This window comes from Ureibacillus sp. FSL E2-3493 (genome assembly GCF_038077515.1).
In the GTDB taxonomy this organism is placed as follows: domain Bacteria; phylum Bacillota; class Bacilli; order Bacillales_A; family Planococcaceae; genus Ureibacillus; species Ureibacillus halotolerans.
Genome location: NZ_JBBOPK010000001.1, coordinates 1,277,944 through 1,291,939 on the forward strand (window position 1 = coordinate 1,277,944; position 13,996 = coordinate 1,291,939).

Sequence of the window (13,996 nt, forward strand, 5' to 3'; positions counted from 1 at the left end):
ATAATAGGTGGGGCATGTTCTGTGGAACTTGTCCCATTTTATATTTAAATCTAGAAGTCTAACTGCAGTAAATGAATGTTTATAAACAGAAGAAATTGAAACGTTTTTACAATTTGTTCGTATCTATTAATATAGAAAGTTCTAACAAAATGACGGAGGTGGAGTGGTGGAAATGTTTAAAGTTATTACGCCCGAGGAGTTTGGTACTTATTTTCACTCAGGAGAATATGAAACGATTTATCGACAAACGACTGAGGAATTTCAAAACTTAATTTCCATTGAGCAGTTTACAGAATTAGCCCGTTCATTTAATGAAGGTGTAACTAGTTACCACATTGAGTTTCGTACCAATATGTTAGATTCCATTCATTATGTTTGGTTAGATGAGCGAGAGGAAAAAGCAATTTCCGTTTCCTTCGATGAAACGGGTATAATTCAAAGACTTATTTTGAAACCATACGTCATCTATCCGAAAACAGATAAACGATTAACAAAGAATCGTTACGATATGCCGATTAAAGGGGAATGGTTTGTTTTTTGGGGTGGTTTAAATGAGTTTATCAATTATCATTATGTCTATGAGAGCCAACGATATGCTTACGATTTAGTTCAAGTTCAAAATAACAAAACTTATAAAGAGAACCCATCGAAAAATGAAAATTATTACGCTTTTAATCAAGAAATACTTGCTCCAGCTGATGGGAAAGTCGTGAAAATTATAAATGGTATAGAAGATAATGTCCCTGGGGAAATGAATCCGGATGTTCCGGAAGGTAATTGTGTCATTATCGAACACAAACATAAAGAATATAGTATGCTTGCTCACTTAAAACAACACTCTATTCAAGTTCAAGAAGGAGAAATTGTCTCTGCTGGGCAATTTATCGGTTTATGTGGAAATTCAGGAAATTCTTCTGAACCCCATTTACACTTCCAAGTGATGGATACTGTAGATTTCACAAAAGGGAAGTCTATTCGAATTCGTTTTCATGATGGGAAAGAACCGATACAAGGGGATACGGTCTCAAGTTTTAATTAGTAATTTAATATAGAATAGACAATCTAAGCATCTTAAAAGGGTGCTTACTTTTTTGTATTAAATGAAACAAAGTTAGGGAATATAAAATGTTTGATTAACAAATAGTTATTATTTTGCAAAGGTGTTTTACTTGCGCTTCTCTCCATTTTTCCTTACCTTTGAAGTATTGAATATCTTCGTTTAGCGTTTAAAATAATAGTAAGTATTTATTATGATGATTTATATTTCATATTGCTAAATGGTTGAGATAGAAAGGTGAGAAAAGGATGTTATCAAAAGAAAAAATTGCTCGTATTAATGAGCTGTCAAAAAAGGCGAAAGAGGGTAAATTAACGGAAGCTGAGGCAAAAGAGCGTACTTCCCTTAGAAAAGAGTATTTAGAATCATTCCGTTCTTCTTTCCGTAATACAATCGAAAATGTACAAATCTATGATGCGGATGGAAATGACGTTACACCAGATAAAATTAAAGAAATTCAACGAAATAAACTGAATTAAAGAAGATACTAATGTGACATATTTAAATAAAGTATGACATAATTCTAAAATGTCTATGAATAGGATTGTTTTATTAGAAAATCTTGTCTAAACTGTATAAGAACAATAATTAGCACGAGAAAGGATGTCAAATAATGGCACAAAACGCGGATCTATTAGCAATTAATGCAATCCGAACTTTATCTATTGATGCAATCGAAAAAGCAAACTCTGGTCATCCAGGTTTACCAATGGGTGCGGCTCCAATGGCATACACACTTTGGACAAAACAATTGCGTCATAATCCTCAAAATCCGAAATGGTATAATCGCGACCGTTTTGTTTTATCAGCTGGTCACGGATCAATGTTACTATATAGCTTATTACACCTTGGTGGATATGGTTTAGACATGGAGGAAATTAAAAATTTCCGTCAATGGGGTTCTAAAACTCCAGGACATCCTGAATACGGTCATACAGTAGGTGTTGAGGCAACGACAGGTCCCCTTGGACAAGGTATTGCAATGTCAGTAGGGATGGCTATGGCTGAACGTCATTTAGCTGCTACATATAATAAACCAGGTCATGAAATCGTAGATCATTATACGTATGCATTATGTGGTGATGGCGATTTAATGGAAGGGGTAGCTGCTGAAGCGATTTCTTTAGCTGGACACTTACAATTAGATAAATTAATCGTTTTATACGATTCCAATGATATTTCTTTAGATGGTGATTTAGCGAAATCATTCTCTGAAAATGTACAAAAACGCTTCGAATCTTATGGTTGGAACTATATACATGTTGCTGACGGTACGGATGTAGATGCAGTCAATGAAGCAATTGAAAAAGCGAAACAATCAAAAGGTAAACCAACATTAATAGAGGTAAAAACGGTCATTGGTTATGGTTCTCCTAACAAATCAGGTAAAGCAGATTCCCACGGTGCACCACTTGGTACAGACGAAGTTGCTTTAACAAAAGCTACTTACGGTTGGGAACATGAACCATTTCAAATTCCTGAGGAAGTATATTCCATTTTCAAAGAAGCAGCTGACAAACAAGGGGTTCAACCAGAAGCTGAATGGAATGCAAAATTTGAAAGCTACAAAGCGGAATACCCTGAGTTAGCAGAACAATTCATTAAAGCGATGAACAATGAACTACCTGAAGACTTTGATGCTGAAGTTCCTGTTTATGAAACAGGAAAATCAATCGCTACTCGTTCATCATCAGGGGAAGTGATCAATGCATTGGCGAAAAAAGTTCCTTCCTTCTTCGGTGGTAGTGCGGACCTTGCGGGATCCAACAAAACAACGATTAAAGGTGCAGGCGATTTCTTCCCTGATACACCAGAAGGCCGCAATATTTGGTTTGGTGTTCGTGAATTTGCAATGGGTGCAGCTTTAAACGGTATGGCATTACATGGCGGATTAAATGTATTTGGTGGAACATTCTTTGTATTCTCTGACTATGTTCGTCCAGCTGTACGTTTATCTGCATTAATGGGATTACCGGTGACTTATGTATTTACTCATGATTCGATTGCAGTTGGGGAAGATGGACCAACGCACGAACCAGTAGAACATTTAGCTTCTTTACGAGCTATGCCAAATCTTTCTGTAATTCGTCCAGCTGATGCTAACGAATCTGCAGAAGCATGGAAATTAGCTGTTTCATCTAAAAATGTACCAACAGCGCTTGTTCTTTCTCGTCAAAACTTACCGGTGCTAGAAACGACAGCTACCCTAGCAAAAGATGGTGTTGCTAAAGGGGCATATGTTGTTTCTCCAGCAACTAAAGAAACGCCAGATGCTATTTTAATTGCAACTGGTTCAGAAGTATCTTTAGCAGTAGAGGCACAAAAACAATTGTTAGCTGATGGAATGGACGTGTCGGTTGTTTCGATGCCGTCTATGGATCGTTTCGAACAACAATCAGCTGAATATAAAGAGTCCGTACTGCCAAAAGCAGTAACAAAACGTTTAGCAATTGAAATGGGTTCTTCATTCGGTTGGCATAAATATACTGGTTTCGAAGGAGATATCCTTGCCATTGATCAATTTGGTGCAAGTGCTCCTGGGGAAATCATTATGGAGAAATACGGCTTTACAGTCGACAATGTTGTCGCAAGAGTAAAAGCATTATAATCAAAAATTCGAGGCTGGGACATAACTAGCTTCAAATAGTGAGAAAGGTGAATTTGAGGAAACTCAAATTCACCTTTCTCTATTTTGGTGTGTAAATTCTTTTTTTCTGGCTCTATAATATTTGTTGGGGTTTAAAAAAATTTCATAAATAAAAAAGCACGTAATCACCGATTTCTATATACTTGAATTGTCGAGAAACAAGCAATGAAAGGTGATACGTGCAAATGAATTTTAACATGAATATTCCAGGATTAAAAGGTGTAACTGTTCATAAGGTGGAGGAGATGGGGGAACGTATTGTTCTACACGTTTCCATACCAAAAAAAGAACATCAATGTCCAGCATGCAAGAATATAACATCAAAAGTCCATGATTATCGAATTCAAAAAATTAATCATTTAAAATGGTTTGAACGATTAACCGTCCTTTTTTATAAACGTCGTCGTTATGTATGCCAATGTGGGAAACGTTTTTCAGAAAAATCCCCTTTCGTGGATAAATATCAACGTTTCTCGAAAGAATGGAATCAAGTTGTACGAATCCGTTCAATAAAGGCAAAAACATTTAAAGAAGCAGCTGAAGTACTTGGTACATCAAGCTCAACAGTGATTCGTCGCTTTAAAGAAGTAGTAAAGGAACAATTAAATGAAGGGGTTCATTTACCAAAATGTATCGCGATTGATGAATATAAAGCAGATACCGATGCGGGAACTTATCAATTAATTATTGCCAATGCGGAAACACATGAACCAATTGATATTTTACCAAATCGTAGAAAAGAAACCATTAAGGATTACTTGATGAAATACGGTGCAGATGTAGAAATTGTGGTTATGGACATGAATCCAAGCTTTAAAGCAGCAGTTAGGAAGGCGTTAAATCGCCCGATTATTATTGCGGATCGCTTTCATTATTGTCGTTATATTTACTGGGCACTAGATGAAGTACGTCGAAATGTTCAAAAAGAATGGCATGCATATGATCGAAAGAAATGTAAGAAAATGCGTCATGTACTATATAAACGATTTGATAAGTTAACAGAAACGAATCGTTGGTACTTAAATCGTTACATAGGAATGTCGAAGGAACTAAAGCAAGCCTATGAATTAAAAGAAGCTTACTGCGAATGGTTTGATTGGGCAAAAACTTCAAATGATTTGATAGAAATAAAAAAAAGATTAGAAGCCTTTTACCGAAAGGTAGAAAAAGCAAATATTCCGGCATTTTTAAAGGCCATTCAAACGCTAAAAAATTGGCAAGTTGAAATTTTAAATAGTTTAAGTTTTGGATATTCAAATGGTTTTTTAGAAGGAATTAATAATAAATCAAAAGTTTTGAAGCGTAATGCTTATGGTTTTAGAAGCTATGAACACTTTAAAGCGAAAATTTTATTAAATAATTTATCTAAGAAAATTGGGATTCATTTAGGATAATCGGGGTGCCGTGTAATATCACTTCACCCCAACATTTGACATAGAACCTTTTTTTATGAAAAAAATTGAAAAACTATTCGACATAGTGGAATGATAGCTTTATTTCTATCATATATAGATAAAGGAGGTGTGGAAAAATGTCAAAAGTAATTGAATCAATGGAAAAAGCATTAGAAGGATTAAAAGATAACGATACGATTTTAGTAGGCGGCTTTGGTTTGTGTGGCATACCTGAACATGCAATCCAAACAATTGCCAAGATGGGAGTTAAAAACTTAACCGTTGTCAGTAACAATTGTGGTGTCGATGATTGGGGATTAGGCTTACTATTAAAAAATAAGCAAATAAAAAAAATGATCGGCTCCTACGTAGGCGAAAACAAAATTTTTGAGCAACAGCTATTAAAAGGGGAACTGGAAGTAGAATTAACACCACAAGGAACATTAGCGGAACGAATTCGTGCAGGTGGTGCTGGCATACCTGCTTTTTATACTGCTACGGGGGTAGGGACACTCGTAGCTGAAGGAAAAGAGACGAAAGTTTTTGACGGAAAAACTTATATAGAAGAGAGGGCTATAGTCGGAGATTTCGCGTTTGTTAAAGCGTGGAAAGCTGATACTTTAGGGAATCTTGTCTATCGGAAAACGGCACGGAATTTTAACCCGATTGTTGCAACGGCAGGGAAAATTACGATTGCTGAAGTAGAGGAAATTGTGGAAGCAGGTAGTCTCGATCCTGATCATATTCATACACCTGCTGTTTACGTTCAACATGTATTCCTCGGATCCAACTTTGAAAAACGTATTGAACGAAAAATCACTCGTAAAGAGGTGAATGTTTAATGTCAAATCGTCTATTAATTGTACAAAGGGCCGTAAAAGAGATTCAAAATGGAATGGTCGTTAATTTAGGAATTGGGATGCCAACACTTGTGGCAAATGAAATTCCATCTGATTACCAAGTGCTTTTACAATCCGAAAACGGGTTATTAGGAATTGGTGCCTACCCGACAGAGGAAGAGGTAGACCCAGATTTAATTAACGCAGGAAAAGAAACCGTTACGATTGTAAAAGGTGCCTCCTTTTTTGATTCTGCCGAAAGCTTTGCAATGATTCGGGGCGGTCATGTTGATATAGCGATTTTAGGTGGAATGGAAGTTTCGGAAACGGGTGATTTAGCGAACTGGATGATTCCTGGGAAAATGGTAAAAGGCATGGGCGGTGCAATGGATTTAGTACATGGTGCTAAACGAGTCGTTGTTATTATGGAACATGTTTCAAAAAATGGGGAATCGAAAGTAAAAAAGGATTGTACGCTACCTTTAACTGGTCAAGGGGTAGTAGATCGTTTAATTACAGATTTAGGAGTGTTTGATTTTACGGAGGAAGGAATGGTCTTAGTAGAAACTGCTCCTGGTGTAACGGTGGAAGAAATAAAAAATAACACTGAAGCATCCTTTTTGATTGCTAAAGATTTAGCTGAAATGGAAGTTCGTTAAACTTGCCGATTAATACTTAAATAAGGGAGAAATTTGTCGAAGTTTTTGTTGTTACTTTTTCACTTGAGGAGTAATCTATGAACAATAATTCAATCTCAAAAGCTTTTGCTGTTCTCCGTGCCTTCATCGATGAACAACCTCAGTGGGGAGTCAATGAATTAGCCCGATATTTACAAATACCACCTAGTACATTACATCGTATATTAACTGTTTTACGAGATGAAAATATATTATCTGTCGATGAACAGACAAAACGATATGAAATTGGAACAGAACTGATAAGATTATCTACTAAAAATGTTAAAAATAATAGAGAAGGTTAGTATGAAATCATTCCCATTTTCATAAACTATATTACTTTTCGGGAAGGATTTCTTGGGGAGTTAGGTAAACTTTTAATTTTTAACTACTACAAGGATTTTTGTAGTAGTTTTTTTACGGTCGCATTGTTAATAATCACTAACCGCAAAACAAAATAAAAAGATGAAAAGTGGGTTCATACAATAGTCCTTTTCATCTACAAATGTAATGTTATGTTATTATTTTACTAATCCATTTTGAAATGCATAGACAACTGCTTGTGTACGGTCTTGTACTTCTAATTTCGCCAAAATGTTACTCACATGGGTTTTAACCGTTTTTAAAGCGATAAATAATTCATCGGCAATGTCTTGGTTTGTTTTGCCTTGGGCTACGAGGAGTAATACTTCCATTTCCCGTTCCGTCAGTTGTTCATAAAGGGGAGAGGAGGCGTTACTTCGCATTCGTGACATCATTTTCGTTGTGACTTCTGGTTCTAATACGGTTTCACCATTCATCGTTTTACGAATCGCTTCAGCAATTTGTTTTGCGTTGGATGTTTTTAATATGTAACTGACTGCACCAGCTTCCAATGCCGGATAAACTTTATCGTCATCTAAGAAACTTGTTACCATCATAATTTTTGCAGTCGGCCACTTTTGTAAAATTTGAGCGGTTGCCTCAGCACCAGTTAAAACAGGCATAACATTATCCATTAAAATAATATCAGGCTTTAGTTCGAGGGCTTTCTCAACCGCTTCTGCCCCATTTGACGCCTCGCCGACAACGGTCATATCCTGTTGTGCTGAAAGATAGGCCGATACACCAATCCGTACCATTTCATGATCATCGGCAATTAATATTCTTATCATTTTTCCATCTCCCATTTCAAACTTTCAATTTTATTGATTTCCGTCATCTTCTGTTAGCTCCATTTTAGAAGAACTTTTTTCCGTTCCTTCGATTTGTTCTTTATGCTTAATCGGTACCTTTACTTCCACAATCGTTCCTTCCCCTGGAACAGAAACGATTTTATAAGTACAGCCGATTTCCACTGCCCGTTCTGCGATATTTTTCAATCCATAAGAAGTGTTTTTATCTTCTTCCATATTAAAACCTTGACCATTATCTTGAATACGTAAAATACCCACGTTATCTCTAGCAATTAATAGTAGTTCTACTTCAGTTGCTTTTGCATGACGTAATGTATTGGATAATGCCTCTTGGGCAATACGGAATAAATGATCTTCCTCCGCCTTTGAAAGAACAATTTCTTCAATTTGGTATACGATGTTGAAATAAACTTTTTGTTGAAGTTCTTGAATTAATTCAGTTAGCCCTTGAGCAAGTGTATTGTTTCTTAGGGCAATCGGACGTAAATGAAGTAATAATGCTCTCATTTCCAATTGGGCTTGCTGAACAATTTTCTCCACTTGAGTTAAAGTCGTTTTCGAAGCACCGAAATCTTCATCCCGTTCTGTAATAGAAGATAATAGCATAGATGCAGCAAACAGTTGCTGTGAGACAGAATCATGTAACTCTCGAGCTAATCGCTGCCTTTCTGCAATGATCCGTTCTTGAATAATTTTATCATTTGCTTCTGCTTTTTCATTGGATAACCGTTGTAAGCTTGTTCTTTGAGTTTCGATTAATTCATTTGCTTGGGTTAACGCCTTTTTTAATGTATATGAAATATTTCTCTTTTTCTTTAATGAAAAATCAGGTTCTACTAATTGTTTTACATACCGGGTGGCAGATACTTCCCTCGATTTTGCAACGGCACTTATCCATATGCTAATGATAAAACTAATAATAGATAGAGCAATCAGTATAATGGCAAGAATCGGGAAATTTTCAACATCTTGCTCCCATAAAAAGCTCCAATCTTCATCGGGGGAGCCTAGGAATAAATAAATAAAGCCAAACGTCATACTACTTAATAATAAAAATAAGGTGATGATGCGAAAAACAAACGATATCATTTTCGAATCACCTCCACATCTCCTAACCAAGTTGCCACATGGATAATTAGTTTACGCTTAGCGTCTTCAGGTTGACCATCTTCAAAAATAAGCTTTTCATTTATAAGCCTTTTTGATTTTCCTAAAAATTTCGCTTCCCCTAATATAGTGGAATATTGTATGCGGAAAGGAATTTCATATGGTAATACAATCGTTACTTTCCCGATGGACTGCCGAATTGAAATGACAGAAGTGCCAGTCGGTAATATCGTTTCCGTCGCATCAATTGTTATATCCCCAATTAATTTTTGGATATGGACATCTTCCCACTTATATTGTTCGAGGGGAGAAGAAGTACTGCCAAAAAGATCGTTTTTCTTTAGAGCAGTTGGATCTAGTTGGGAATCGATTGTAACCGTTTTTTGTTCCTTTGTAATATGTTTATATAAGAGATAGATTAATATCCCAACGATGAGTAGTCGTAAACTCCAAACGGATAAGATAGCAAAAAAGATAAATAAACAACCAATCCAGAAAAACAGTTTTTTATTTTTTGAAAAGCTATAATAGAGTAGGAGAGCCCCAATAATAAGTAAAAAGGCGCCACCATTATTAAAAATCGTTAGCTCAACGAACACAATTAATAACACGGTAATCGTGATAAACGTTAATAGGTCCGTACTTAATCTGTTCAAGATGGTTCCTCCTTTTTACGATTTAAGTTGCTAATCCTTAATAAATGAGTCTTTTATACAGAATGTAAGGAGAAGACTCGAAAAAGCCTTCTCCTAATATTGGTTATTATAACATGTTTAGTCGATTGTACTAGATGTGTTCTCTTCAATTTCTTTTACATTGCTATTATGATGAGTTTTTTCAAGCCCAGCTAAACGCGCCTCCAATTGAGTTCGTTCATAATCCTTTTCGATTTTATTTGCAAGATTGTCAATGTAAGAAGATAAATCATCAAAGTCCGATTCATTGTTTGATTCGATGACCGCATTCATTTTGTGATGGGCACGGGTAACGTTTTCTTTTCCCATCAATTGAAGCTGACGTACTTTCATATCTTTAATTTTGTGCTTCATCGTTTCAAATTTTTGTTCCAGTGCAATAAATTCCTTATTTGTTGTTTCAAGACTTTGTAATAAGGTCATTTGACGCGTTTTATATGTTTCAACTTCAGAGCGGGCAAAGGTGATTAAATCTTCTTCCATTGCTTGTTCAGCTAATTGTAGCTGTGCAGTACGTTTTTCTAGCATGTCATTTGCTTCTTTTAATTCACTTTCAAGTTGCTCTTTTAATTTTTCCTGTCTTTGTAGTAATTTACCTGTTTGTTCAGTTTGTTTTTCAGCTTCTCGAATATATTGATTTAACATGGCTAAAGGATTTTTTCTTTCCTTTTTATCGAAAAGTTCGTGTAAATCTGCCTCTACTGTATATTTAAATCGTTTTAATAAACTTACCATTTCCTATCTCTCCTTTATTTTGTTAATTTTGCCCATTCTTTTTCAAAGTTTGTAAATGGATCGCTCGAATCTTCTTTAATTTGTTTAAAAGAAACTTCTTCATTGTTCCATTTTTTATAAATGATATATAGAACAACTAATGCTGCTAAGCCGATAATTGCTGGCACGTTTGAAATGGCTGAAAACACTCCCATTAAACCAATTGCAACCCATACTACTTTCATCATTGTTGATGTTGTTTTTACGTAATAATGCATACCTAAGAAGACTAGTAATGCAGAAAAAGCAAAGCCAAGTAGTGGCCCAACCATACAAAGGGCGACGATTGCAGTAATACCTCCGACTAATAATAGAAATAATTTTTTCATTTCTCTTGCTCCTTTCTGTTGTACCTTTATGTTATCTCTTAACGATATTTCCTAAAACGGACTCCGATTGCATTTTTCACTAGGTCTTGAGGCTGAGGGAATCTAGGAAAAGTGAACGAAATTAGTCATTCATGCTATTTTGACAAAAATAGAAGGAAAGTCGTGACACCCTTTGACAAAATATTCAGAATCTATTCTTTATAATGTTGGTAATGAGAGGAGGACGTAACATGAGAACATATTCAATATTTCATATAAAAAAACAGTACCAGTCTTTTGTATTTGGAAGGGAAAGAATGCTTCTTGAAATGGTATCGACTAAAGAGCAAGCTCTCGAGTCCTCTGCGGATAAGCAGCTAAGCTATCTCTGTGAACCGATTGAAGGAAGAATGGTACAAGGTGTAATTTACGAGCATTTAAAAAAGAGTTTCCCGACAATTCAATGGGTAGATGATTATTTGAAATTTGAACACCAACTTAAAGGTGGTTTAAAAATAAAAGTATGTAATTATCATATAGAGGCCATTTGTGAGGGATCTCGTATGTTAGATTTGGATTTATTCCATAGTTTGAGCCAAATGAATGATTCTTTTATTGCTTTTAATACAGAAGAATCGGAATGTGGATGGTTAAAACCGATTAAACATGCTTCTTACTAGAAATGAATAGTTTTACGGATTGTAGGTTTGGGATACGATTATAGAAAAAACAATTGAAAAGCTAGTATCTAAATAGTTTATAGTGTATAATCCTTCATGGAGAGTTTATCTTTGTTTTCTTTATATGATTGTGAAACTTGATTTTCCATTCGTATAAAGTGGTTGAACAAAGTTTGATTCATGGTATTAACGGCAGTGGAGGAGGTTGGCACAAAATGGCTACATGGGCTTGGATTCTTATCGTAATTATCGCTCTAGTAGGGGGCGTTGCACTAGGTTTCTTTTTAGCACGTCAATATATGATGAAATATTTAAAAGAAAACCCACCAATCAATGAACAAATGATTCGTGTCATGATGGCTCAAATGGGACGTAAACCATCTGAAAAGCAAGTTCGTCAAATGATGGCACAAATGAACAAATTACAAAGTAAATAATTGTAATCTCAACAACAGTTTGCATACGTTAAACTGTTGTTTTACTTTCTATGGTTAAGTAAACTTTTCGAAAGGTGTAATTTTAGCTTTAAGCTGAAATTACACTTTTTCTTTTTTATAAGTAATGGTTTGAAAAATAATCATTTTTTTAGCATGTTTTAATGCTTCCTTTACTAAAATTACTATAGGAGATTTAAAAAATAGTATTTTGTATTGTTGATAATAGAAAATTTAGAACAAGGTAGATAGAAATGTTATCGAACAAGTAGTTCTATGAAAATATGGAGAAGGAGTGAGTTTCAATGTCCTATAGCCAAAAATCTTCATTTAATCTTTCTACAATCATTTTCCTCCTTTTAGTCGTTGGTTTCATTTTTTTTAGTCCATTTTTCGTTACGGAAGAATGGAGTTCTTTACCCCAGTTAAATACCATTTTCCTTAGTATTTTAATCGAAGCCATTCCATTTGTTTTAATAGGTGTCCTAATTGCTGGATTTATTCAAATATTTATTACGGAAGAACATATCAAGTCATGGATTCCGAAAAGTAAAGTAAAAGCCGTGTTCATGAGTTGTATAGTCGGTGCTTTATTTCCAGCATGTGAATGTGGAATCGTTCCTATTGTTCGAAAATTAATTGATAAAGGCGTTCCTTTATATGCAGGAGTTGGTTTTTTATTAACCGGTCCATTAATTAATCCAATTGTTATCCTTTCAACGTATATGGCCTTTGGAAATGATTTAAGGATGGCTTTGTTACGAATGGGCGTTGGGTTTGTCGCAGCATTAGCCATTGCACTAGTGATAAGCTTTTTATTTAAATCAAATCAATTAAAACATAAGGAACATAGCGTCACAAAATCAAAAGGAAAACAACCCCCTTTATATCAAAGAGTAAAAGGAATGTTCGAACATTCAATCGATGAATTTTTTGATATGAGTAAATATTTAATTATTGGTGCCTTTGTCGCAGCTGGGTTACAAACCTTTGTAGCTGCCCAATCGTTGCTAGCTTTCGGAGATAGTGTTTACCATTCGACGATTGTAATGATGGCATTAGCATTCTTCTTATCCCTATGTTCAGAGGCAGATGCCTTCATTGGTGCTTCCTTTAGAAACTTGTTTCCCACAACTTCCATCCTTGCCTTTTTAGTGTATGGACCTATGATTGATTTGAAAAATACGATCATGTTACTAAGTGTCTTTAAGGCGAAGTTTGTATTCGTATTATTCCTTCTAATTACAACGATTGTCTTTTTATTTGTAAGTTTAACTAGTTTCCTATAGGGGTGTTTCCATGAAGTTTCACTTGCAACATTTTATCAAAGCTGTCATTTTAGGCGTATTCGTGTTGTTTTTCATTGATTTACATTCGACAGGGACGATCATGAAATATATTAACCCGAAATATGAAAATATTAGTAAGTTAGCAGCGGGTATTTTTATCCTGTTGTTCTTTATACAGCTGTTTCGTATTTTTCAAAGGAAAGGGAAAGGACATCATCATTGTGGTCCAAGTTGTCATCACGGTCATGACCATGGCAATGAACAATTTAATTTATCAAGATTATTCAGTTACAGTGTGATGGTTTTTCCTATTATTACGGGATTTGCTTTTGAACCAGCTACTTTAAATTCCACCATTGCTTCAAATAAAGGATCGATTTTTTCCCAAGTAAATCAAAAGGAAACTTCCCCTTTGAATGAAACAACCCTTACAGATAAAGAAAATATTGATATTTATTCAAGTGACCACGTTCCATTAGTGAATAACAATTATTTATCAAATGAAGAATATGAGAAAAAGTTATCGTTACTTGAGCAATCCGAGACGATTCAAATGCAGGATGATATTTTTGGTTCTTATTACGAAGCGTTAAATGAAAATCCAACGGAATATGTAGGAAGAACCATTCAAATGAGCGGGTTTGTTTTTAAAGAAGATGGCTTTAATTCCAATCAACTCGTATTATCTCGTTTTATGATTACCCATTGTATAGCTGACGCTAGTATTTTAGGGATTTTAACGGAATTTGAAGGGGCAAATACTTTAAAAGAGGATACTTGGCTTGAAATTGAAGGCGTATTAGATGTGACAAATTACGGGGGATATGAAATTCCAGTTATTAAAGCAACTGGCTGGAAAGTAATAGACGAGCCGACTGAACCATATGTTTATCCGGTATTAACGTTAGCTGAATAAACTA

General features: G+C 35.1%; 16 protein-coding genes. 11 read left to right on the plus strand and 5 right to left on the minus strand.

Translation table 11 applies throughout. From position 1 onward, the window contains the following. The first annotated feature begins 172 nt into the window (after nt 1-172). The 7 genes from MHH69_RS06490 to MHH69_RS06520 all read left to right on the plus strand — a co-directional run bounded on the left by MHH69_RS06490 (nt 173) and on the right by MHH69_RS06520 (nt 6,919). Complete coding sequence (locus MHH69_RS06490; RefSeq protein WP_122973163.1) at nt 173-1,039, plus strand: M23 family metallopeptidase; 867 nt, start codon at nt 173-175, stop codon at nt 1,037-1,039. Between the two features lie 266 nt (nt 1,040-1,305). Continuing rightward, nucleotides 1,306-1,536 carry a DUF896 domain-containing protein gene (locus MHH69_RS06495; RefSeq protein WP_341361950.1) on the plus strand — a complete coding sequence of 77 codons (231 nt, stop codon included), beginning with the start codon at nt 1,306-1,308 and terminating at the stop codon, nt 1,534-1,536. 134 nt (nt 1,537-1,670) lie between these two features. Next, the gene (gene tkt / locus MHH69_RS06500) at nt 1,671-3,665 is read left to right on the plus strand and encodes a transketolase (RefSeq protein WP_341361951.1); all 1,995 of its coding nucleotides are present in this window, start codon (nt 1,671-1,673) and stop codon (nt 3,663-3,665) included. A 218-nt stretch (nt 3,666-3,883) separates the two neighbouring features. Next, the gene (locus MHH69_RS06505; RefSeq protein ID WP_136292374.1) at nt 3,884-5,098 is read left to right on the plus strand and encodes an ISL3 family transposase; all 1,215 of its coding nucleotides are present in this window, start codon (nt 3,884-3,886) and stop codon (nt 5,096-5,098) included. 137 nt (nt 5,099-5,235) lie between these two features. Next, a complete protein-coding gene (locus MHH69_RS06510; protein ID WP_341361952.1) occupies nt 5,236-5,940 on the plus strand; it encodes a CoA transferase subunit A in 705 nt (234 codons plus the stop codon). Further along, the gene (locus MHH69_RS06515; protein WP_341361953.1) at nt 5,940-6,596 is read left to right on the plus strand and encodes a 3-oxoacid CoA-transferase subunit B; all 657 of its coding nucleotides are present in this window, start codon (nt 5,940-5,942) and stop codon (nt 6,594-6,596) included. Before MHH69_RS06510 ends, MHH69_RS06515 begins: the two co-directional genes overlap by 1 nt. A gap of 77 nt (nt 6,597-6,673) precedes the next feature. Then, the gene (locus MHH69_RS06520) at nt 6,674-6,919 is read left to right on the plus strand and encodes a helix-turn-helix domain-containing protein (protein WP_341361954.1); all 246 of its coding nucleotides are present in this window, start codon (nt 6,674-6,676) and stop codon (nt 6,917-6,919) included. A gap of 216 nt (nt 6,920-7,135) precedes the next feature. Here MHH69_RS06520 and MHH69_RS06525 read toward each other — a convergent pair whose 3' ends face one another. The 5 genes from MHH69_RS06525 to MHH69_RS06545 all read right to left on the minus strand — a co-directional run bounded on the left by MHH69_RS06525 (nt 7,136) and on the right by MHH69_RS06545 (nt 10,694). Next, entirely contained in the window at nt 7,136-7,768 is a 633-nt protein-coding gene (locus MHH69_RS06525; RefSeq protein ID WP_341361955.1) for a response regulator transcription factor, read from the minus strand. A gap of 30 nt (nt 7,769-7,798) precedes the next feature. Then, nucleotides 7,799-8,878, minus strand: a complete 1,080-nt coding sequence (locus MHH69_RS06530; RefSeq protein WP_341361956.1) for a sensor histidine kinase — start codon at nt 8,876-8,878, stop codon at nt 7,799-7,801. Next, on the minus strand, nt 8,875-9,552 hold the full coding sequence (gene liaF / locus MHH69_RS06535) for a cell wall-active antibiotics response protein LiaF (RefSeq protein WP_341361957.1): 678 nt from the start codon (nt 9,550-9,552) through the stop codon (nt 8,875-8,877). The genes MHH69_RS06530 and liaF overlap by 4 nt, the downstream gene beginning before the upstream one ends. Nucleotides 9,553-9,669: 117 nt before the next feature. Beyond that, nucleotides 9,670-10,326 carry a PspA/IM30 family protein gene (locus MHH69_RS06540; protein ID WP_122973140.1) on the minus strand — a complete coding sequence of 219 codons (657 nt, stop codon included), beginning with the start codon at nt 10,324-10,326 and terminating at the stop codon, nt 9,670-9,672. 14 nt (nt 10,327-10,340) lie between these two features. Then, nucleotides 10,341-10,694, minus strand: a complete 354-nt coding sequence (locus MHH69_RS06545) for a lmo0954 family membrane protein (RefSeq protein WP_122973138.1) — start codon at nt 10,692-10,694, stop codon at nt 10,341-10,343. A gap of 230 nt (nt 10,695-10,924) precedes the next feature. On the opposite strand from MHH69_RS06545, the gene sirA reads away from it, so the two are divergent. From sirA to MHH69_RS06565, 4 genes are all read left to right on the plus strand, one after another. Next, the gene (gene sirA / locus MHH69_RS06550; RefSeq protein WP_158599725.1) at nt 10,925-11,353 is read left to right on the plus strand and encodes a sporulation inhibitor of replication protein SirA; all 429 of its coding nucleotides are present in this window, start codon (nt 10,925-10,927) and stop codon (nt 11,351-11,353) included. Between the two features lie 215 nt (nt 11,354-11,568). Continuing rightward, the gene (locus tag MHH69_RS06555) at nt 11,569-11,790 is read left to right on the plus strand and encodes a YneF family protein (protein WP_122973135.1); all 222 of its coding nucleotides are present in this window, start codon (nt 11,569-11,571) and stop codon (nt 11,788-11,790) included. 302 nt (nt 11,791-12,092) lie between these two features. After that, nucleotides 12,093-13,076 (plus strand): permease, encoded by a 984-nt coding sequence (locus MHH69_RS06560; RefSeq protein ID WP_341361958.1) that lies wholly within the window; start codon nt 12,093-12,095, stop codon nt 13,074-13,076. 10 nt (nt 13,077-13,086) lie between these two features. Then, nucleotides 13,087-13,992, plus strand: coding sequence for a TIGR03943 family putative permease subunit (locus MHH69_RS06565; RefSeq protein WP_341361959.1), 906 nt, complete (start codon nt 13,087-13,089; stop codon nt 13,990-13,992). The last annotated feature ends 4 nt before the right edge of the window (nt 13,993-13,996 follow it).

What these genes read in the sequence shown, in the direction of transcription:
- tkt (WP_341361951.1), top strand. Translation starts at nt 1,671, where the DNA reads ATGGCACAAAACGCGGATCTATTAGCAATTAATGCAATCCGAACTTTA.
- MHH69_RS06495 (WP_341361950.1), top strand. Translation starts at nt 1,306, where the DNA reads ATGTTATCAAAAGAAAAAATTGCTCGTATTAATGAGCTGTCAAAAAAG.
- MHH69_RS06540 (WP_122973140.1), bottom strand. Translation starts at nt 10,326, where the DNA reads ATGGTAAGTTTATTAAAACGATTTAAATATACAGTAGAGGCAGATTTA.
- MHH69_RS06510 (WP_341361952.1), top strand. Translation starts at nt 5,236, where the DNA reads ATGTCAAAAGTAATTGAATCAATGGAAAAAGCATTAGAAGGATTAAAA.
- MHH69_RS06560 (WP_341361958.1), top strand. Translation starts at nt 12,093, where the DNA reads ATGTCCTATAGCCAAAAATCTTCATTTAATCTTTCTACAATCATTTTC.
- MHH69_RS06490 (WP_122973163.1), top strand. Translation starts at nt 173, where the DNA reads ATGTTTAAAGTTATTACGCCCGAGGAGTTTGGTACTTATTTTCACTCA.
- MHH69_RS06525 (WP_341361955.1), bottom strand. Translation starts at nt 7,768, where the DNA reads ATGATAAGAATATTAATTGCCGATGATCATGAAATGGTACGGATTGGT.
- MHH69_RS06565 (WP_341361959.1), top strand. Translation starts at nt 13,087, where the DNA reads ATGAAGTTTCACTTGCAACATTTTATCAAAGCTGTCATTTTAGGCGTA.
- sirA (WP_158599725.1), top strand. Translation starts at nt 10,925, where the DNA reads ATGAGAACATATTCAATATTTCATATAAAAAAACAGTACCAGTCTTTT.
- MHH69_RS06520 (WP_341361954.1), top strand. Translation starts at nt 6,674, where the DNA reads ATGAACAATAATTCAATCTCAAAAGCTTTTGCTGTTCTCCGTGCCTTC.
- MHH69_RS06515 (WP_341361953.1), top strand. Translation starts at nt 5,940, where the DNA reads ATGTCAAATCGTCTATTAATTGTACAAAGGGCCGTAAAAGAGATTCAA.
- MHH69_RS06555 (WP_122973135.1), top strand. Translation starts at nt 11,569, where the DNA reads ATGGCTACATGGGCTTGGATTCTTATCGTAATTATCGCTCTAGTAGGG.
- MHH69_RS06530 (WP_341361956.1), bottom strand. Translation starts at nt 8,878, where the DNA reads ATGATATCGTTTGTTTTTCGCATCATCACCTTATTTTTATTATTAAGT.
- MHH69_RS06545 (WP_122973138.1), bottom strand. Translation starts at nt 10,694, where the DNA reads ATGAAAAAATTATTTCTATTATTAGTCGGAGGTATTACTGCAATCGTC.